General features: G+C 59.5%; 13 protein-coding genes and 5 pseudogenes. 10 read left to right on the forward strand and 8 right to left on the reverse strand.

Annotated features, from left to right (window positions below):
* Positions 1–50 precede the first annotated feature (50 nt).
* From MU558_RS19710 to MU558_RS19730, 5 genes are all read left to right on the forward strand, one after another.
* Positions 51–2,321: a glycoside hydrolase family 3 N-terminal domain-containing protein gene (locus tag MU558_RS19710; protein ID WP_246976183.1), complete on the forward strand. Its 2,271-nt coding sequence runs from the start codon at positions 51–53 to the stop codon at positions 2,319–2,321.
* A 103-nt stretch (positions 2,322–2,424) separates the two neighbouring features.
* The gene (locus MU558_RS19715; protein ID WP_246976186.1) at positions 2,425–3,687 is read left to right on the forward strand and encodes a mandelate racemase/muconate lactonizing enzyme family protein; all 1,263 of its coding nucleotides are present in this window, start codon (positions 2,425–2,427) and stop codon (positions 3,685–3,687) included.
* A 236-nt stretch (positions 3,688–3,923) separates the two neighbouring features.
* A complete protein-coding gene (locus MU558_RS19720; protein ID WP_246976189.1) occupies positions 3,924–5,234 on the forward strand; it encodes an ABC transporter substrate-binding protein in 1,311 nt (436 codons plus the stop codon).
* Between the two features lie 141 nt (positions 5,235–5,375).
* Positions 5,376–6,359: a carbohydrate ABC transporter permease gene (locus MU558_RS19725; RefSeq protein ID WP_246976191.1), complete on the forward strand. Its 984-nt coding sequence runs from the start codon at positions 5,376–5,378 to the stop codon at positions 6,357–6,359.
* A gap of 1 nt (position 6,360) precedes the next feature.
* Positions 6,361–7,305 (forward strand): carbohydrate ABC transporter permease, encoded by a 945-nt coding sequence (locus MU558_RS19730; protein WP_246976194.1) that lies wholly within the window; start codon positions 6,361–6,363, stop codon positions 7,303–7,305.
* A gap of 379 nt (positions 7,306–7,684) precedes the next feature.
* Here MU558_RS19730 and MU558_RS19735 read toward each other — a convergent pair whose 3' ends face one another.
* Positions 7,685–8,590: a dihydrodipicolinate synthase family protein gene (locus tag MU558_RS19735; RefSeq protein WP_265781607.1), complete on the reverse strand. Its 906-nt coding sequence runs from the start codon at positions 8,588–8,590 to the stop codon at positions 7,685–7,687.
* A gap of 89 nt (positions 8,591–8,679) precedes the next feature.
* On the opposite strand from MU558_RS19735, the gene MU558_RS19740 reads away from it, so the two are divergent.
* Positions 8,680–10,158, forward strand: a complete 1,479-nt coding sequence (locus tag MU558_RS19740; RefSeq protein WP_246976200.1) for an aldehyde dehydrogenase family protein — start codon at positions 8,680–8,682, stop codon at positions 10,156–10,158.
* 36 nt (positions 10,159–10,194) lie between these two features.
* On the opposite strand, the gene gfo6 is transcribed toward MU558_RS19740, so the two are convergent.
* Positions 10,195–11,280, reverse strand: coding sequence for a D-xylose 1-dehydrogenase Gfo6 (gene gfo6, locus MU558_RS19745; protein ID WP_246976203.1), 1,086 nt, complete (start codon positions 11,278–11,280; stop codon positions 10,195–10,197).
* A 99-nt stretch (positions 11,281–11,379) separates the two neighbouring features.
* On the opposite strand from gfo6, the gene MU558_RS19750 reads away from it, so the two are divergent.
* A complete protein-coding gene (locus MU558_RS19750) occupies positions 11,380–12,567 on the forward strand; it encodes a threonine synthase (RefSeq protein WP_246976206.1) in 1,188 nt (395 codons plus the stop codon).
* A 106-nt stretch (positions 12,568–12,673) separates the two neighbouring features.
* On the opposite strand, the gene MU558_RS19755 is transcribed toward MU558_RS19750, so the two are convergent.
* On the reverse strand, positions 12,674–15,745 hold the full coding sequence (locus MU558_RS19755; protein WP_246976209.1) for an FAD-binding and (Fe-S)-binding domain-containing protein: 3,072 nt from the start codon (positions 15,743–15,745) through the stop codon (positions 12,674–12,676).
* Between the two features lie 687 nt (positions 15,746–16,432).
* Here MU558_RS19755 and MU558_RS19760 point away from each other — a divergent pair.
* On the forward strand, positions 16,433–16,930 hold the full coding sequence (locus MU558_RS19760; protein WP_246976212.1) for a redoxin domain-containing protein: 498 nt from the start codon (positions 16,433–16,435) through the stop codon (positions 16,928–16,930).
* A gap of 66 nt (positions 16,931–16,996) precedes the next feature.
* On the opposite strand, the gene MU558_RS19765 is transcribed toward MU558_RS19760, so the two are convergent.
* Both MU558_RS19765 and MU558_RS19770 read right to left on the reverse strand, forming a co-directional pair.
* On the reverse strand, positions 16,997–17,236 hold the full coding sequence (locus tag MU558_RS19765) for a hypothetical protein (protein ID WP_246976214.1): 240 nt from the start codon (positions 17,234–17,236) through the stop codon (positions 16,997–16,999).
* A 208-nt stretch (positions 17,237–17,444) separates the two neighbouring features.
* Positions 17,445–17,543: pseudogene (locus MU558_RS19770) on the reverse strand (IS1595 family transposase); the annotation flags it as partial.
* A 235-nt stretch (positions 17,544–17,778) separates the two neighbouring features.
* On the opposite strand from MU558_RS19770, the gene rdfA reads away from it, so the two are divergent.
* The gene (rdfA, locus tag MU558_RS19775; protein ID WP_246976217.1) at positions 17,779–18,387 is read left to right on the forward strand and encodes a rod-determining factor RdfA; all 609 of its coding nucleotides are present in this window, start codon (positions 17,779–17,781) and stop codon (positions 18,385–18,387) included.
* A gap of 383 nt (positions 18,388–18,770) precedes the next feature.
* Here the strand turns inward: rdfA and MU558_RS19780 are convergent.
* Positions 18,771–19,181, reverse strand: a pseudogene (locus MU558_RS19780) (DDE-type integrase/transposase/recombinase); the annotation flags it as partial.
* A 119-nt stretch (positions 19,182–19,300) separates the two neighbouring features.
* On the opposite strand from MU558_RS19780, the pseudogene MU558_RS19785 reads away from it, so the two are divergent.
* A pseudogene (locus MU558_RS19785) lies at positions 19,301–19,874 on the forward strand (IS6 family transposase).
* On the opposite strand, the pseudogene MU558_RS19790 reads toward MU558_RS19785, so the two are convergent.
* Both MU558_RS19790 and MU558_RS19795 read right to left on the reverse strand, forming a co-directional pair.
* A pseudogene (locus MU558_RS19790) lies at positions 19,856–20,017 on the reverse strand (DUF955 domain-containing protein); the annotation flags it as partial. The pseudogenes MU558_RS19785 and MU558_RS19790 sit on opposite strands and share 19 nt — an antisense overlap.
* Before the next feature lie 384 nt (positions 20,018–20,401).
* Positions 20,402–20,724 (reverse strand): annotated as a pseudogene (locus MU558_RS19795) (transposase domain-containing protein); the annotation flags it as partial.
* Positions 20,725–20,894 lie beyond the last annotated feature (170 nt).

Below are 20,894 nucleotides of genomic sequence, written 5' to 3' on the forward strand. Positions count from 1 at the left end.
TTGCCACGGGATATATATGCGTATTCCCCGAAGCGTTTCATCGGCTGACTATGCAAGCGACAGACAGAGAGATAGCTGCTACGATTCTCGCGGACCTCTCTCTCGAAGAGAAAGTGGCCCAGCTCGGCACGGTTCGGATCGGCTCGCTGCTCGAGGATGGAGAGTTCTCTCGAGAACGCGCGTTCGAGACGATTCCACACGGGATCGGCCGCGTCACGCGCGTTGGCCGGGAGAGTCGTCTCGATCCGGAAGCCCTCTCGCGCGTCGTCCACGATATACAGCGGTTTCTCGAGGGAGAAACGCGTCCCGGGATTCCGGCTATTTGCCGGGAGGAGGCCCTCTGTGGCTACGCCGGCCGGCGCGGTACCGCGTTCCCACAGAGTATCGGGATGGCGAGTACGTGGAATCCGCCTCTGCTCGAGCAGGTGGCAGACGAGATATCGGGACAGCTCCGGGCCGTCGGCTGTCAGGCGACGCTCGCACCGGTACTCGATATCGGGATCGATCCACGGTGGGGGCGGGTCGAGGAGACCTACGGCGAGGACCCGTACCTCGTGGCCTCTATGGGGCTCGCCGCAATCGAGGGATTTCAGGCCGGAGATCGAGAATCGGTCCTCGCAACCGCCAAGCACTTCGTCGGCCACGGTCGCCCCGAAGGCGGACGGAACCGCGCCCCGGTGACCCACTCGTTTCGCACGCTCAAACAGAACGACCTCTGGCCGTTTCGGGCGGCAGTCGAACGAGGCGGGGTCGAATCTGTCATGGCTGCCTACCAGGCCGTCGACGGCGTACCCTGCCACGCTGACGATCGCCTCCTCACGGGGATACTCCGCGAAGAGTGGGGGTTCGACGGCACGGTCGTCTCGGACGGCCGTGGGATCGAACTTCTCTGTGACGATCATCACGTGGTGTCCGACCACGCGAGTGCTGGAACGACCGCACTCCGTGCGGGTATCGACGTCGAACTTCCCGAGATCGAGTGTTTCGGCGCGTCACTTCTCGAGGCCGTCCGTGAGGAACGGATCGACGAGAAATTCGTCGACCGGGCAGTTTGTCGCCACCTCGAGCAAAAGTCCCGTCTCGGCCTGTTCGACTCGGCGGCTCCGGACCCGGAACGAGCCAGCGCGGCCTTCGGTACCGACGATCAGCGCCTCCTCGCTCGACAAGCTGCTCGAGAATCGCTCGTTCTGCTGGAAAACGACGGGACTCTCCCCATTTCGGACGAGGCGTCCGTCGCGGTCGTGGGGCCCAACGCGGACGAACCGCGCCATCTACTCGGCAACTACACCTACGCGGCGGCGGAGTCCGACGACGACGGTCTCGAGGTCACCACGCCACTCGAGGCCATCCGTGACCGACTTGGACGGGCATCGGTCCGATACGAACGGGGCTGTGGTATCTTGGCCGAGGGCGGGCAGGCCGACCTCGAGTCGCAGGAGTTCGATGCGGCCAGGACCATCGCCGACACAGCCGACGTCGTCGTTGCCTGCGTCGGTGGTCGATCCGGTATCGACGTCGAACGCGACGCGACCGGCACCGCTGGGGAAGGACTCGACCGGGCGACACTTGGGCTGCCGGGGCATCAGCACGCGCTGCTCGAGGCGGTTACCGAAACCGGAACGCCAGTCGTCGTCGTGCTCGTCAGCGGCCGTCCGCTCTCGCTCGATGGTCGTTTCGACGCGCCCGGTGCGATCCTCGAGGCCTGGCTTCCGGGACAGGCTGGCGGGCTAGCGATTGCGGACGTGCTGTTCGGGGACGTGGATGCCGTCGGACGACTCCCCGTGTCGATTCCGCGGTCGGTCGGTCAGCTTCCCGCCCACTACCGTCGGACGGCGCTTTCGACCAACCAGCACTACGTCGACGAGGCCGCCGATCCGTGGTATTCGTTTGGCCACGGGGAAAGCTACGCGACTTTCGAGTACGGCGAACTCGAGGTCGACGCGAAGACGGTTTCGATGGCCGGGTCGATCGATCTCGCTCTCGAGGTCGAAAATGTCGGGAACCGACCCGGTATCGAGGTCGTCCAGCTCTACGTTCGAGATCGCGAGGCCAGCGTGACGCGTCCAGATCGTGAACTCCGTGGCTTCTGTCGGCTCTCCCTGTCGCCTGGCGAGCGTCGACGAGTCTCGTTCTCGCTGCCGGTCGACGCACTTGCACTCGTCGATCGGGACGCCGAGTGGACGATCGAACCGGGGTCGTTCGAGGTACAGGTCGGGCGCTCTGCGGCGGATATCCGGCTGCGTGAGACGATCGCAGTGACGGGCGCTCCGACACCGCCATCGTCACCAGTCGCGTTTTCGGATAGCACCGTCGACCGGTGACGGCCCGTTTTCGGCGGCCGCGATCGACGGACGACCGTCCATTCCGGTCGGCAGTGTAAACGTACCACAAGCTTTATTCGAGCGTTCACGGATCGGTTAGACGATGCACGAGGACGAACCGGACTACCGTATCCCACAGGGTGGCGGCGTTCCCTGGCGGAGCATGGGGATGGAGGAATCGCATCGCCCCGCGGATCGAGACATCGAGATCACCGACGTGAAGACGATGGCTATCGCCGGAAACTTCACCTGGGGCATCGTCAAGGTCGAAACCGACTCGGACGTTTACGGGCTGGGTGAAACCTTCCGTGCCGAGGCCGCTCTGGATATGGCCGACAGGATGTCGATCGACCTCGAGGGAGAGAATCCACTCGACACCGACCGGATCGTCGAACTCCTCGAGCAGCGCTACACCGCGACGGGCCGCATCGGGCAGGCCGCATTCACCGCCATCGAGACAGCCTGCTACGACATCAAGGGGAAAGTGTTCGACGTTCCCGTCTATGAACTGCTCGGCGGGAAGTACCGCGACGAAATCAAAATATACTGTGATACCCACGGCGGGGAATCCCTCGGCGAGGCCGCAGCCTACGACCCGATGGAGGTCTACACACCGGAGTCGTACGCACGGGCCGCTCGCGAGGTCGTCGACGAGGGCTTCGAGGCGCTGAAACTCGATCTCGACGTCCCGACCCACAGTTCGTACGACGAGGCTAACCGGCGGATGGACAACGAGGCCATCGAACACAAAGTGAGTCTCGTCGAGGCCGTTCGGGACGAGATCGGCTACGACATCGACCTCGGGATGGACCTCCACTGGAACTTTACCGTCGAGACGGCGGCCCGCCTCGGCAAGAAACTCGAGCCGTTCGACCTGGCATTCCTCGAAGACCCCGTGCCACCGGAGAAGTTCGAAGCCCAAAAACGCGTCACCGATGCGCTCGATATCCCGGTTTTGACCGGTGAAAACCTCGTCAAGCCACACCAGTTCAACAAGGCCGCCCGGAAGGGGATCTTCGATATCGCCGCACCGGACGTGAACAAGTGTGGCGGTCTCGGAGAGTATCGCAAGATCGCTACGATCTGTGATCTGTACGGCGTTCCTGTCGCATCTCACAACATCTCGAGCCCGCTCGGAACCGTTGCCGGTGTCCACGCCTCGGCGTCGATTCCGAACTTCCTCATGATGGAATACCACTCCCGGGACGTCCCCTGGTGGAACGACATGGTCGAACGCGTCGAGGGAAGCGGTCCGATTCTCGAAGACGGCTACATCGACCTTCCTGAAGGCCCCGGACTCGGTGTGCGGCTCGACCGTGACCTGTGCCGAGAGTTCCTGGCCGACGACTCGGAACTCATCGTCTAGACGTACGCCGGTCGAATTTTCCCGACACTCGAGTAGACCAGTGAGTCGTCTCTCTGGGGAAGATCGGTAATCTGCTCGTGGATGCACCCGCGTCTATAGCTATTTCAGCGCTCGTCTACCCACTACGCTTGGTACTCGCTACTTCGCTTCTGTGCCTATCTAACCGGCCAGCCGGTGCTCTCGTATCAGGTCCACAATAAAAAAGTATATATTTAACATGAATGTATGACATTCACATGGCATGGGATAGTAGTGCTATTAGACGGCGTCAGATCATCAAAGGGGTTGCTGCAGGGGGGAGCGCGTTCGTTGCGGGCTGTCTCGGCGGCGACGGCGACGATGACGGCGGATCCTCTTCGGGATCGATCAACTTCGTCCACATCTCTTCGTTCGAGCCGTCGGCGAACGACTTCAAGGAAGCCTACGGCAGTCAGAGCGACGCCACCCTCGAGGTTCAGTCGACGCCCGCCGAATCGAGTTCGAGCCGGGAATACTACGTCAACCAGTTTGCCGCGCAGTCCTCGGAATTCGACGTCGGAATGATGGACGTGGTCTGGCCGGCGGAGTTCGTCAGTGCGGGCTGGGCGTCGGAAGTCGACGATCCGGAGAACCACACCGACGAGATGCTCCCGACCCCGGTCGAAACCGTCACTATCGACGGTTCTCTGTACGGGATGCCCATGTTCACAGATGCGAACGGGCTCTACTATCGGACGGACCTACTCGAGGAAGCCGGATACGACGAACCGCCATCGACGTATATGGAACTCGTCGATATGGCACAGGATATCATGGGCCAGTCCGACGAGGACCTCAACGGCTACATCTGGCAGGGGGGTGCCAACGAGGGGCTGACGATCATGTGGCTCAACTGGCTGTGGGGGATGGGCGGTTCGGTGAGAGACGGAGACGGCAACCTGGTCGTCAACACCGAAGAGGGTGTCCAGGCGCTCCAGCACGCCGTCGATCTCATCCACGAGTACGAGATTACGCCCGAATCCATCCCCTCGAGTGGGACCGACGGGAATCGGCAAACCTTCCAACAGGGGAACACGATCTTCATGCGCAACTGGCCGTACGCGTACGCACTCTTTCAGGACGACACCCCCGTTACAGACAACTTCGCCGTGACGACGATGCCGAAAGCCGAGGGACACGAGGACGCAAGCAACTCGTGTATCGGCGGCTGGAGCCTGTTCATCAACAGCTTCTCGCAGAACAAGGCCGCCGCCCAGGAGCTGGCGACCTACGTCGGCACGGCCGAAGCGCAGGAAAAACTAGCCGTCGACCGGAGCCGGCTTCCGGTCCGTGCTGAACTCTACGAGGACGCGTACTGGGAGGACAGTGATACCGACAAACCCGCATTCCTCGACCGATTTAGCGAGATCCTCGATCAGACGAGCGCCCGCCCGGCAATTTCAAACTATTCCCAGTGGTCTAACATCGTGTACACCGAGTGCAATAACGCACTGACTCAACAGAAAAGTGTACAGGAGGCGCTCGACGACGCTCAAGAGCAGATCGATAGCGACATCAACAACGCCTGAGATCGGCTCTTTGCCGGGCCCGATTCGCTGTTTCGACTCGGGAGTCCGACCACAGTCTATCGGATAGCCGGACGTTCGCCTTTTCGTGACTTGTGGTATCGTCAGACACATTTATGGCTCATGAGACCACAACGAGAAGTGATGGTAGATTCGACCACGGGAAAACAGGATATCACCCGAATCGGTGAGGAGGGTTTACGCGGGCGGCTCGAACGCTATCGCGAACTCAGGATCACCGAAGAGGAGCTTGCAGTCGTGTTGTTGATGCCGGTGCTGGCCTTCTTACTCGCAGTCTCGTTTTATCCTATCGTGGACACGGTCTGGGCGAGCCTGCATACGGGATACGTCGTTCAACTTCCCACACAGACCACTGAATTCGTCGGAATCGAAAACTACCGGGCACTCTTTACCGACGGGAGCTTCTGGAACGCGCTGGGGGTGAGCCTCTTTTATACGTTCGTGAGCGTCCCGGTCGAACTGGTCTTCGGGCTCGGACTGGCTTTGCTCCTCAAGGCCGATTTCAAGTGGAAGTACTTCGCACAGGCTGCGATCCTCTTCCCATGGGCATTGCCAACGGTAATCAATGCGAAAATCTGGGCATGGCTGCTGAATCCCGACTACGGTGTCATAAGCGACATTCTCGTGCGGGTGGGTATCCTCAGCCAGCCGTACCCGTTTCTCTCCAGTCCCGACGTCGCACTGTACTCGATGACGGCGATTACGATCTGGAAGACGACCTCGTTTATGGCGCTCATCTTGCTCGCCGGACTCTCGAGTATCCCGGATCACCTGTACGAGTCCGCACGGATGGACGGGGCGTCGAGATGGCGCCAGTTCCGGGACATTACGCTGCCATTGCTCAAACCGACCATCCTCGTGGCACTTATTTTTCGAACGTTGCCCGCGTTCCAGGCGTTCGGGTTGCCCTACGGGCTCACAGGCGGTGGACCAGGAGAGGCGACGACGACGCTCGTCCTCTACACCCAGCAGGCCGCGTACAACAATCCCGGACCAACCAACGGCGGGTTCGCTCTCGGTTCGGCAGCAGCCACCGTCATCACTATGATCGCACTGGTGATCGCGCTGATTTACGTTGCTACTCTCTACGAACCGGAGGTGCGCTAGTATGAGCCTCGTCGACTCCGCCCGAGAGATGACTCTCGAGGACGTCGCACTCTGGGACATCGGCAAACGATTCGGGTTCTACGGCTCCATCGCGGCCATGGTCACGATCTCGATGTTTCCCGTCTTCTGGATCCTGCTCAGTTCCCTGAAGCCGCCGTCGGAACTCTTCGTCTTCCCCCAGGAATTTCTCCCCTACGTGATCACGATTCAGGACGGACAGCTTACCGTCGTCCAGCAGTTCCCGCTCACCCTCGAGAACTACCGGGCTGCCCTCCAGGAACGTCCCGTGGGACGATATCTGATCAACAGTGCAATCGTCGCCTCGGGGACGGCCATCATCGACGTCGTCCTCGGTTCGATGGCCGGATACGCGCTCTCGAGACTTCGGTTCCCGTACAAACTGCACGTGCTACTGCTCATCCTGTTTGCAGCACTCCTCCCGTTCATTTCCCGACTCATTCCACTGTACAAGCTGGCGATCGACCTGCAGGGAACGGTATTCGGACCGTTTTTCGGACTCAATCAGTATCTGGGATTGATCCTTCCCTACGCGGCGTTCCAGATGCCGTTTGCCGTCTGGATCTTCCAGGCGTACTTCAACGAGCTTCCCGATTCGCTCGAGGAAGCCGGGCTCATGGACGGGCTCTCACGAGTCGGCGTGCTGTTTCGCATCATCCTCCCGGTATCGATGCCAGCGATGGCGACGACGGCAATCATCGTCTTCATCTACGCCTGGAACGAGTTCCTGTTCGCGCTGACGTTCATGACGCAGGATTCAAAGCGAACGATTACGGTGGGTATCGCGCTCTTTGGCGGCCAGTTCAACTCCCCCTGGGGGATAATTACGGCAGCGGTCTTCATGTCACTCGTCCCGCTTATGGTGTTCATGCTCGTCTTCCAGAAGAAGATCGTCGAGGGCATGACTGCCGGAGTCGGCAAGGCCTGACCAGGTCCGTCTTCACAGATTTTTTCGTTTTCTCGGTTCGTTGGCGAGAGGGATCACGTTGGGAATCAACAGTCCCAGACCGTATCGTGTCCGTGAATGCGATAGTCCCAGACCGTATCGTGTCCGTGAATGCGATAGTCCCAGACCGTATCGTGTCCGTGAATGCGATAGTCCCAGACCGTATCGTGTCCGTGAATGCGATAGTCCCAGACCGTATCGTGTCCGTGAATGCGATAGTCCCAGACCGTATCGTGTCCGTGAATGCGATAGTCCCAGACCGTATCGTGTCCGTGAATGCGATAGTCCCAGACCGTATCGTGTCCGTGAATGTACCTACGTTCAGAACGAGGCCTGTGGCCAGTCGGTCCAAGAGTCGACGTTACTCGACGATATCTGCGTCGAACCGCTCCGTAACCTGCCTGTGACACGCGCTGAGTCGGTTCCGTTCGTCCCTCGAGAGCGGTGCAAGCGGTGGGAGCGGTTCACCGAGATCGAGCCCATCGAGTTTCACCAGGTGTTTGATGGCCGCCGCCGTTGGGATATTCTGATAGGTACTGACGAGTGGCAATACGAGTTCTCGAGCGAGTCGCGTGGCCGTCCGGTCGTCTCCGCGTCGGTGGGCTTCGTACAGTTCGGTCAGAGCCGCCGGAAACACGTTCGCCGGACCCGCGATGAGTCCATCGATACCGACGTCGAGTGACGGGATGGCGGTGGCAGTCGTCCCGTTAAAGACGGCGAACGACTCGGGCGTTGCCTCGACGACTCTGTGCTGGTAGATGAGATCCCCCGAGGTGTCTTTCAGGCCGACGATCGCGTCGTGCTCGGCAAGTGTGGCGACAGTTTCGACGGCAAGTTCGTTGCCGGTCAGCGCCGGAATGTTGTAGAGTACCACCGGAAGCGGACTCTCCTCGGCAAGCGAGGTGAAAAAACGCGAGAGACCGCGCTGGGTCGTATTCAGATAGTACGGGGCGACGACGACGGCTGCGTCTGCCCCGGCATCGGCTGCCGTCTCCATCTTCGCTCGTACCTCCTGGATACTCGTTCCACAGCACCCTGCGAGTACCGTGGTATCCCCGTCGGCGACCGAGGAGACCGTTCGAACGATCGTGTCGTGTTCTCTAGTGCTCAAACTCGAGAATTCACCGATCGAGCTTCCTGGAAAGAGGCCGTGAACGCCCCCGTCGATCAACGTACGTGTGAATTCCTCGAGTGTCTCTTCGTCGACTCCCTGGCCATCGGCGTCGATAGGCGTGGCCATGGGAACGACTGTTCCCGACAGTTCCATACGCCGTAGTTGTCTACCGACAAGTTATATTTTGGGATGGATGGTAGCTCGACACAAGATTTATTTCTTCGTTTCCCGACTGTTCGGTCATGAGTCTTGACGTAGCCGGCAGTCTCGACATGCAGATGCTCGTCGCTGGAGAGTGGGTCGACGGCGAGGAACGAGCAGCCGTCATCAACCCGTACGACGGTGAACGGATCGGCTCGATTCCGATGGCCGATGCCGAGCAGGTACGGACGGCCATCGACGCTGCTCAGTCTGCCTTCGAATCGACGACGCTCTCGGCCTACCAGCGATACGAACTGCTGATCGACACCGCCGATCGACTCGAGGAACGCACAGAGGAGGTCGCGCAAGTTATCACGGGCGAGCAGGGGAAACCGATCACCGAGGCTCGAACCGAGGTCGACCGGGCAGTTCAGACCCTGCGCCTCTCCGGTGAGCAGGCAAAGCGACTGTTCGGCGAGTACGTTCCCATGGACGCCCAGAAGGGGTTCGCCAGGGACCACTGTTTCACCCAGCGTGAACCCCTCGGTGTCGTCGCCGCCATTACGCCGTTCAACTTTCCGCTCAACCTGATGGTTCACAAGGTCGGTCCCGCGCTCGCGGCGGGAAACACCGTCGTCGGCAAACCGGCGACGAACACGCCGCTCAGCGCCCTTCTGCTGTTCGAGTGCCTCCAGGAAGCGCTCGAGGACTCGCCCGCTCCGGACGGTCTCGTCAACGTCGTCACCGGCAGCGGCAGTACGGTGGGCGACGAGATCCTGGCCCACGACGCCGTCGAGGCGATCTCCTTTACCGGCAGCACCGACGTCGGGAAGTACCTCGCCGAAAACAGCAGCATGAAAGAGCTGACTCTCGAGCTCGGCGGGAACGATCCGACGATCGTCTGGCACGATACAGACGTCGAAGCGGCAGCCAAGCAGGTCGTCGGCGGGGCATGTGCGAACGCGGGGCAGGTCTGTAACAGCGTCGAACGAGTCATCGTCCACGAGTCGGTAGCGGACGAACTCGTCGACGCGATGGTCGATGCCTGTCAAAACCTGACGATCGGCGATTCGTTCGACGAAACGACCGAGATTGCGGCGATGGTCGACGACGACCAGTTCGACGACGTCGTCGAGATATACGAGGAGACCGTCGCACAGGGGGCGACCGTCGAATGCGGCGGCAACTACGGCGGTGAGCTCGGCGAGCGAGTTTTCGAACCCACCGTCCTCTCGGGCGTGACCCCGGCGATGCCAGCAGCCAGAGAGGAGACGTTCGGTCCGCTCGTCCCAGTCATCAGCGTCGCTTCGTTCGACGAGGCGGTCGAAGAGGCCAACAACACGAACTACGGCCTCGAAGCAGGACTGTTCACCCAGGATATCGATCGAGCAAAACGGGCGGCAGACGAAATCGACGCCGGCGGCGTCAACATCAACACGGTCAGCGGCTTCCGGGCGGATCACATGCCGTACGGCGGGTTCAAGGACTCCGGCGTCGGAAAAGAGGGAATCAAATACGCAGTCGAGCACTTCTCGCGGGAGAAACTCGTCGGGTTTCACCAGGGATTCACGGACGTGTAGGCTGTTCAGTTATCTTCACCCGTTGTTCGCCCTCGCTCACTCCAGAGAGACCCACCGATCGTCCGCGGCCCCTTCGTAGATCGCTTCCATGATCTCCACGTCGATGCGACCGTGGTCGCCGTCCGGATAGATGGGCGCGTCGCCGCGGATACGGTCAGCGAAGTAGTCGAACTCCTCGAGCATCTGGTCGACTGGCTCGAGTTCGATGCGGGCGCGGCCGTCGCCGCGCGAGACGTGGAGGGCCCGAGATTGGTCCTGGAAGAAGGCGGGTTCGACGCGAACCTGTCCTTCCGTGCCCGTAACGGTGATCGAACTGGACTGACGGGCGTTGTGACTGGCGTAACAGCGACCAGTCACGCCGTCGGGAAACCGAAGCGCAAACGAGACCGTTTCGTCGACGTCGTCGAAGGCGTCGTGCGTGCTCGAGGTGGTCCCGGTGACGGCGACCGGATCCGTATCGAGAAGGAATCGGGCGGTGTTGAGCGGGTATATCCCGATATCGAAGAGTGCACCGCCGCCGGCGAGCCACTCGTCGAGGCGCCACTGATCGGGGTCGGGATTGATGCGGTCGAGCAGTCGCTGGGACATGTCTCCGTCGACAGCCATCGGCGTGCCCACGTAACCCGCATCGATGAGTTCGCGGGCCCGCCGCACCGCGGGTTCGGTGTGCATCCGATAGGCGATCATCAACTCGACGCCCGCACTCGCACAGATTGCCTCGAGTTCACGTGCGCGCTCGCTCGAGCGTTCCATCGGCTTCTCACAGAGGACGTGTTTGCCGTGGTCGGCAGCCGTCTCGACGTACTCCATGTGAAGGGCGTTGGGAGTGACGACGTAGATGGCATCGTAGGCGTCGGTCGCGACGCCATCGTGAAACTCATCGTAGGAAATCCCGTGGGTCGCACCGTCCGTGTTTTCGGCAATTCGCTCGGCCTTCTCGGCCGACCCACTGACGAGTACAGTCGGAACGCATCGCTCGCTCGCTTCCAGTGCGGGGAGGGCTCTCCCTTTGGTAAACCAGCCGAGTCCGATCACGGCAAATCGAACCGGCTCGACGTCGCTCGGGTCGACCCTCTCCCAGTCGCGGTCACAACCGTTACCGATCACTGCCTCGAGATCCATGCATACTCCCTCCAAACGACGTCTATTAAATCCTTGGCGGCAGAATTCACCACAAAACGTATATTTTTTATTAGATGCGACCGATCAACCCTCGTTACCGTGACTCAAACAGAGAGCCTCGTTAGCCACTTCGAGTGTTACGACTGCGGCGCGACCTACGACTTAGAGCACACCGAGTTCCCCTGTCCCGAGTGTGGGGGTATTCTCGATCCCAAGTACGACTACGACGAGATCGACGTCTCCCGCGAGGAAGTCGAGTCGCGAAACGGGTCGATGTGGAAGTATCGCGAACTCCTTCCCATCCGCGACACTGACGATGTCGTCTCGATGGGCGAAGGGGACACGCCGATCGTCGACTGTCCCGAACTCGCCGAGGAGATGGGCGTCGCCCGCGTCGCGATCAAAGACGAGGGACAGAACCCGACGAACACGTTCAAGGATCGCGGCGCTTCCGCGTCCATCTCCGGAGCGTCCCAGCAGAACATCGCGGAGGTCGCGATCCCCTCGGCCGGAAACGCCGGTCAGGCGGCGGCGGCGTACACCGCTCGAGCCGGGATCGACTGTCACGTCGTTCTCAACTACCAGTCGAACGACATCCAGAAGACGATGGTCGAAGCTCACGGCGCGGACCTTCACCTCGTCGACGGCAAACTCGACAAAGCCGGCGGAACGTTCGGCGAGTTGCGAGACGAACACGGCTGGTACACCGTCGCGACGTTTCAAACACCGTTCAGACACGAGGGAAAGAAGACGATGGGACTCGAGATTTTCGAGCAGTTCGACTGGGACAGTCCCGACGAGATTTTCTACCCCACCGGCGGCGGCGTCGGCCTGATCGGCATCTGGAAAGCCTATCAGGAGCTATCACGCCTGGGCTGGCTCGAGGACGAGACACCACCTAGCCTGCACGTTGCCCAGTCGAGTGGCTGTGCTCCGGTCGTCGAGGCGATCGAAGACCACCGCGAGGAACACGACGCCTGGGAGTGTCCCGAGTCCATCGGCCGCGGGATCGAAGTCCCCGATCCGGGCGCCTCACCCTGGATGCTCGAGGCCGTCTACGAGACCGGCGGCACCGGGGTCGCCGTCTCCGACGACGAGGCACTCGAGGGTGCCCTGGCGAGCGCACGACACGCCGGCGTCGAGATGTGTGTCGAACCCGGTGCCGCCCTGGCTGCGGCCATGCAGATGGCCGAAGAAGGGAAACTGGACGAAGACGACGAGGTCCTCATCATCAACACCGGGGCCGGAAACAAGGCGACCAACGCGCTCAGTTACGCGATCGAGTGAACGCCTGAGAGCGGTTTCCCACCGACACTGGCATCTGATCCCGGAAACACGGCTGATCCGATCGAGCGAGTGCAGGACGAGAGGACGGGCAGGATCGAGAGCGGTCTCAGTTCTCGAGGGCGGCCGCAAGCGCCTGGATCGGCGTCAGTGGTCCCTGGGTGTCCGGCGTGAGATCGACTGCTCGCGTGTCCAGGTTCAGATCCTCGAGTTGCGTCCGACAGGAGGCCCCCGGTGCCACGACGACCTCCCCGGAACTGTCGGAGAGTTGGGTCTCGAGAATCTCACCGATCGCCGTGCTCATCGCGTAGTGTTCGGCCTCGTACCCGAACGTTCCGGCCATGCCACAGCACGTCGAGTCGATCGGATCGACCGCGTATCCTACACGTCGAAGGACGCCGACCGCGTGGTGGTCTTTCTTCGTCGCCTTCTGGTGGCAGTGGCCGTGGTAGGCGAGCGAGACCGACGCCGCTTCGAAGTCGACCGAGTCGCCCAGTTCGAACACGTCGAGGTACTCACAGACGCCGTAGGTGTTTTCGGCGAGAGTCTCGACTCGCTTCCCCGAGAGCAAGTCGCGGTAGTCCGACTGGAACATCACCGCGTCCGAGGGCTCGACGAGGACGACGTCCCACCCATTCTCGACGCGTGGGGCGAGCGCTGCCACGTTTTCGGCTGCAGTCTGGCGGGATTTCTCGAGGAAACCCTTCGAGTGGGCGGGGCGACCACTGTCGGTTCGCTCCGCGAGGTCGACGTAGACGCCTGCGGCCTCGAGGACCCGAACCGCTGCCTTGCCGACTTCCGGATGACTGTAGTTCGTGTACGTATCCGGAAAAAGAATCACTCGGCGTTCAGCGTCAGATCGGCTAACCTTCGAACCGCCGCGCTCGCGAAACCACCGCTGGAGCGATTCCCGCTCGAACGTCGGCAGCGTGCGCTCTCGGGCGATCCCGAGAGTCCGTTCGGCGAGGCGTCGAGCACCGGGAAGTTTCGGGAGCGCGTTCGAAAACGGTGCAGTCAGGCTTCCGAGGCGAGCGAGGGTGTCGACGTTCGCAAATAGCCTGTCCCGGATCGCTGCACCGTCTCGCTGATGGCGGGCGTGGTTGACCTCGACTTTGAGCTTCGCCATGTCGACACCGCTCGGACAGTCTCTCGCACAGCCCTTGCACCCGACACAGAGGTCGAGGACCTCGGTGGCGAACGGCTCGTCGGTCGGATCGTCGGGAAGGTCGCCACTTATGGCCTGTCGGAGCATGTTCGCTCGACCGCGCGTGCTCGTGATCTCTTCGTCTGCGGCTCGATAGGTCGGACACATCACGCCCCCAGTCGTCTCTTGCGTTCCGCGACAGCCCCCACAGCCGTGACAGAGTTCGACCATCCCCTGCATGCCGTTCTCGTTGTCCCAGTTGAGGGTTGGCTCGAACTCGAGGTCGACGCCGGACTCGCCGTCGAACCGAAGGTTTTCGGTCATATCGACGTCCCCACAGACCTGTCCCGGATTGAGCAGCCAGTCTGGATCGCACGCCGTCTTCAACTCGCGGAACACCTGCCAGAGTGATTCGCCGTAGAGCTTCCGGTTCCACTGCGTCCGGGCCCGACCGTCGCCGTGTTCGCCGGAGACCGCCCCGCCAAACTCGACGACGAGGTCCGTCACAGCATCCGAAATGGCGACCATCGCCTCGCGGTCTCTCGCCGACTTCGTGTCGATGAGCGGCCGAATGTGCAAGACGCCTGGTCCGGCGTGGCCGTAAAAGGAGGCGAACGTGTCCCACTCCTCGAGGATTGCCTGAAACCGGTCGACGAATTCCGGCAAGTGTTCGGCGGGAACGGCACAGTCCTCGATGAAGCTAATGTGTTTGGCGTCCGAGGTGCGCGAGAGCAAGATCGGATTCGCGGCCTTGCGCATCTTCCAGAACATCGCCCGGTCGTCGGCCTCGTGGGCCTCCAGTGCCTCGAAGGCGTACCGTTCCGCGCGCGCCGTCTGCCTCTCTGCTCCCCCATTGGTCTGGGTGTGCTCAACCTCGCCGCGGACGCGATCCTCGACGAGGGCCGCAGTTTGCTCGCGGCCGTCCCGATCGTCGCTCGCGTAGAACTCGACGAGCAACGCCGCGTTGGTTCCCGAGGGGAGAAGCGACACCGTCTCCTCGAACTCCGGGGTTTCGCCCGCCAGCTCGAGGAGCATATCGTCGACGAGTTCGACCGCCGCAGGATCGTGCTCGAGCACGTTCTCGACGTCGGAGACGGCGTCGTACAGGCGCTCGTAGGCCAACAGCGCGATCGCTTTCGTCTCGGGGACCGGCTCGAGCGAGACCGTGGCCTCCGTGACGATCGCCAGCGTTCCCTCGCTGCCCGCGAGCAACCGCGCGAGGTTTACCGTTCCCGTCTTGGCCTCCTCGAGCAGCCGATCGAGATTGTACCCCGACACGTTGCGCTTGAGTGAAGGATAGCGCGATTCGATCTCCTCGGCGTGCTCGTCGATAATCGTGAGCACGTACGCGTAGATCCGGGGGAGGAGGTCGTCGGCATCGCTGTCGGCCCGTTCTCGTAGTTCCGAAACGTCCATCTCGCCGAGCGTCGCGACGGTACCGTCGGCCAGCACGACCTCGCAAGATTCGACGTACGCGTCAGTCTTGCCATACTTCAGGGAGTGAGAACCGGTCGAATTGTTTCCGATGGCACCGCCGATCGCGCTCCGGTTCCCGGAGGCCGGATCGGGCGCGAATTTGAGGTTTTCGGGAGCGAGTCGCTGGTTGAGGTCCTCGAGTACCGTTCCCGCCTGGACACGCGCCAGTCGAGAATCGGCGTCGACCTCGAGGATGGAGTCCATGTGTCGCGTGAAGTCGAGGACGATGGCCTCGTTGACGGTCTGCCCCGCGAGACTCGTCCCGCCGCCGCGGGGAAGGACCGGAATCTCCCGGTCGGCGCAGTAGGTCATGACCGAGGCGACATCCTCGGTGGTCCTCGGAAAGACGACACCGATCGGCGTCACTTCGTAGGCGGATGCGTCAGTTGCGTACAGTTGCCGGGTATAGACGTCGAATCGAACCTCTCCATCGATCCGGAGACGGAGGTCGTCGACCAGCTCCGGTCGTTCGACGTCGTCACCGACGTAGTCGTAGTCGGCTCGGTCGTCGACGGCGAGCGCTCCATCGGCGTCTACTTCTCTGCGTTTCTCGAATGCCATCTGTTAGTACCTGTTATGAACGCCTCACCTTGGATTTTCGGACTTCTCGGAGGGTCGTTTTGCGGTCAAAGACGCCGAGAGCCGACTCGGATTTAAGGTGATCGGTGCGTCGCAACCGTTTTCACGATAGCTCGGTCCGCGTCCCATCACGAAGGCCGGAAGGACGGTCTAGTTTAGCGCCTTCGCTAGTTCCCATATATCAATTTACCTATCCTATATGGAATTTTATAGTCGTGTGAAAACTATTCAAGTCATTCTCTGACTTTCGCCTAACGGTCCACTCACGAGTTATTAACTCGGTCAACGCGTGTTCTGAAGGTGTAAGGCTGATTTTTGATTATATTAGTTAGTCGAAATCAACATCACAACTCGATTCTAACCGAGATATGACAGTCATATATCGGTAACTATCGACGAGAAGCACAGTGTCGGTGAGATCGTGTATCTCGGTCGATCGATGCAGGGACACAGCGGCTGGACCGGCGCCTCGTCGTGCAAAAACTTCGACATCGAAAATCAGCTGTGACTCGATATTTATTGTAGTGTATATCCAAGACCACTCGCCGTAGATCTTACCAGTAGTCTTATAAATCACCGGTATCCTCACCTAGCGGTACGGTACCGTGGGGAACCTCGCCGTGTACGGCGAAGAGGAGGTCACTTATACTAGTAGCGGGGAGATGAGGTATGGTACACGTTGGTGAGAAGGCACCGGATTTCGTGGTTCCACGGGCAGACGGGGACGCATACAACGACGTCGCGGAGTTCACCCTGTCGGAGGCGCTCGGCGACGGACCGATCGTCCTTGCGTTCTACCCGGCGGCGTTCACGAGCGGGTGCACCGAGGAGATGTGCTCGTTCCGCGATTCGATGGACGCGTTCGAAGACCTCGACGCGCAGGTCTACGGGATCAGCGTCGATCTACCGTTTGCCCAGAACATCTGGATCCAGGAGCACGATCTCAACTTTTCGATGCTCTCCGACTGGAACCACGACGTCATCCACCAGTACGACGTCGTTCTCGAGGACATGTACGGACTGGTCGAGGCAGCCCAGCGGAGCGTCTTCGTCCTCGACGACGAGGGCACCGTCGTCTACAAGTGGGTTCGCGACGGCGACAATCCGGACTTCGACGCGTTCGTCATGGAGGTTCGCGACGCGGTTGCGGAAGCCGCCGGCGAGTGAAGTGACTGCACCGCTGCGCACCGATGGAGCAGACATCCACTATCCCGATAGCGGTGAGAGGGAGTTCTACTCGGCTCGATCGGTGGCAGTCGCTTCCGGGAGGGGCTCGACGCGGAAGACGTAGTCGGCGTAGACGCCATCGAGGTTCGTGGGGTGTTCTTCGGCGGTGTGCGTTCGGCACAAAACAGCCTCCGCCTCGACGGCGCCGTGTCCGGTCTCTTCCTGGTAGCGCTCGAGGACGACGAACGCCGCCGGCTCGTCGCAATCGCGGCGGTGGCACGTGCGCGGGTTTGAATTCTCGTCCATACGTTCAGTTGGGGGCGTGGGTACTTTATGCTCTTCCTGCCCTGAAGAACGGTGTTCAGATGCGGATTGAAAGGTGAGGCATAACGTGTTCTGCGTGTCTATGGTCGAAAACGCTAGTCTCAATCGATGTCTCGACTAGATTGGGGTAGGTTTTGTGGAGCGAGAAGCAACACTACAGTAGTCGCTCTTGCGTAGCACATTGTTGATTTCAGAACGTTGCTCGGACAGCGTGTTTGAGTGCATCTCGTCCCGGTTTTCGATATAACTCTCGCCGTAGTTGGAACACTCTGAGATATTGCGTGAGTTTGCCCCAGGGAGTACGCTCGAGTCTATCGGGGTGGAACTGCCCGACTTTCCCTCGGTGTGCCACTCGTCGAACCGCTGTAGTGACGTTGATCGCCGTCTCCTCCGACCCGAGTATGACACGAGTACGTGTGTAAAGATACTCGTTCTCAGGACCGCATCGGAGCCACTAGAACGTTATCTCAGATGGTGAAACGACAGAGCGGAACACTTGTAATGGCCACGTCCAATTGTAAACTATGACTGATAAAACGGATAATCGAAGACGAACCAAGGTCGAGCGGGTAATAGACGACTACGACCTCGAGGGGTGGGGTGCGCGTCTCGAAGCAGAGTGGATCGGCGACGGTACCGAACGGACGAGTCTGCGCGATCTCGCGACCAAATTCAATCTCGCCGTGTTACGAGCGGCGCTGCGCGATGCGGGAATGTCGACGATCACGGCCGACGTCGAGAGCACGTACCACACGCTTACGGACGACGACGTCTCTCAATCTGACAAGATCCGAAAACGACGCGAACTCGAGCGCAACGGGGTCGACGTCGACGAGGTTCTTTCGGACTTCGTCACGCATCAAGCGGTCCACACGTACCTCACGAACGTTCGGGAAGCCGAGCTCACGCGGGACGACGAAGATCGCGCCGAACGCAAAAAAGAGACCATCCAGCGGTTAGCGAACAAGACGCGAGTCGTCACGGACTCGACGCTCGATGAACTGGTCCGCGCTGACCTATTGACTGACAGTGACTACGATGTATTCGTTAACGTTCGCGTCGTCTGTGACAAGTGCGGGACTGATTACGGGGTCGACGAACTGATCGAACAGGGCGGGTGTGATTGCCAGTGACTCTCTCTTTTCGGCCGTAAATAGTCTTGGGCAGATTGCATCTTCACACGACATCTCGGTGGAAGACTCATTGAAACAGATAAATATATATAACAGATACGGATTTGGATCGGCACGAAGGCTAGACTCAATACCGAATTCGTTCTCCTTTCCTGATTCCCGAGTCGATTCAGCCATCCAAACGGAGAGTCGGTTTGAACCACTGTCGAAATATCCAAGCTACAGCGGTCGTTCCGACCGAATCGGCCATGTTCTATAGGTATAAAAGAAACGAATATTATATGATAGTAGTCCATCCCAATATGGTTTATTTCACGGATTTCTATACTATACTCTGCCACTGTTTCGTTTAACGCCTCCGGTGACGTCTGTCCGTTATGTGATTAGTGTGTACGTTGTGTGTTATAGTAGTGTACTAATTGTTCAAGTCACCTTCTGATATTGGCCCGACTGCCCACCCACGAGTTGTGGACGCGGTTAACGCGCATCTTGAATGTATGAAACCACTTTTCGATACGGTTTCAGTCGACACAGTTGAGTTGGCCGCTCAACCCTAACCGAGAGAAGGTAGTCTGATAGTGGTAGTCATCGACAAGAAGCACAACCTCAGAGAAATCGTGTTTCTCGGTTAAGCGATGCAGGAATGCAACGGCTGGATCGGCACCTCGTTGCGCAAAAACTGCGACGTCGAGAATCAGTTTCGACTCAATATCTATTGCAGAGTATACACAAGACCAATTCCTATTGATCTTAACAACTGTGTTATCAATTCCAAGCCGCGACGGCTGTGCCGTCCTCAGAACGTGAAGCGTTCTGATGGGGGCGGTGTTAAATTAAGCGTGAACAGTGAGACGGTACGGTTTTGTGCTGGTTTATGGCAAAAATCAACCGTCACAGCGGCTGTCGCGACTGAATCAATTGGAGTTTTGTGGAGCGAGAACAGACACCGCGACAGTTGCTGGCGCTCGACATTCGCCTTCATCTTGCTGGATTGTCGCTTTCGAATACTGTTCTGAAACTCGAGAAGTTCGGTGTCAAGCGGTCGTGCAAGGTCGTTCATGATTGGGTGCAGAAAGCCGATCTACAGTCTGCAACTGATGCAAATCCGAATCACATCGCACTCGACGAAACCGTGACTCGCATCGACGATCAGCAGTACTGACTGTACGCCGCAGTCGATCCCGAAACGAACAGGATTCTCCACACACGGCTGTTTTCGACGACTACGGCTGTACTGATTGAACTCTTTCTGCGAGAACTGGCCGAGAAAAACGACGTCGACAACATCGTGTTTCTCGTCGATGAAGCACGTCAGCTCCAGACGACACCCCCAACGTGGACTTCGATTTCGAGACGAGAAGCAGGAAAATCAGAACGCTGTCGAACGTGTCTTCAGAGAGATGGAAAGACGGACGTCTTCGTTCTCAAACTGTTTCAGTCACGTAAACCATCAACAAACACGACCGCTCGTTGCGTGCCGGCAGTGACGTTGTATCAGTAGCGTGCTTTGGTGCAAGTAGTCGTGGAAGCGACTCTGGCCGTCCAACCACTCTCTGAACTGGCCGCTCGAGACGGCGTCATCGACCTCCTCGAGACGGTCTTCAACCCACGCTCCGATCGGACGATGCATCTCGTCGTGCCGGGTGTCCGAATTGTCGAACGATTCCTGGGTGCTGCTCGTAGTCGTGTTCGATCAGTGCTTCTCGAGTCGAGCTCGAGAAGACCGCCGCCCCTTGGCGGGTCTCAAAAAACACGTCGGCGACAGGCGGCAGAACGACGTTAGTCAGCGGACGCCGGTGCCTCTACTTCCGCCTGAAGATAGATATCTGTGCCAACTATTTACCAATTCTAGAACAGGCGGTGGTGCAGAAGTCTTCACAAGCTCTGTACTTACTGGTCTCAGTTCTACGGGTGACCTAATTTTCCACTCTAGAACTAATGGTGAAATACGCCAATTTCTTCCTGTTTATACGACGGACTCGACCCGAGATCTGTCGAGTGAGGCCTTGAGACGTATTGCGTTCGTCTCTGGATCGACCGCAGCGTACAGCCAGTAGCGCTGATCGTCGAGTTGGATCACGGTTTCGTCGAGCGCAACGTGATTCGGCTCTTTCCAATCTGTCGGCTGTAGATCGGCTTTTGTGCCCAATTATGAATCGTCGATCTTGCACGTCCGACACCGAATCTCTCCAGTATAGAAACAGTGTCTGAAAGTGATGATTTGGACAAATAGAGCTGGATACTCAATCGCATCAGATCACGCGGTGTCGCTTCTCGCTCCACAAAACCTAACTGAATCTCTGTGCTAGAGCCGTTGAGGACGGTGGATTCTGGCATAGGCACCACGAACTCCACCGCCTCATAACGATAGCTGTGAGTCGTTACCGCCGCAACCGCAAGACGGTTCGCGGTTGCGTCGGCAACCAGTCACAGACATCATTATCAGTCCTTCAAACTCTAATCTGAACCGCGCCCTGGCTATCCAGACGAACTTTCATAGAAGTCGA

Origin of the sequence: Natribaculum luteum, from assembly GCF_023008545.1 — an archaeon.
Lineage (GTDB): Archaea > Halobacteriota > Halobacteria > Halobacteriales > Natrialbaceae > Natribaculum > Natribaculum luteum.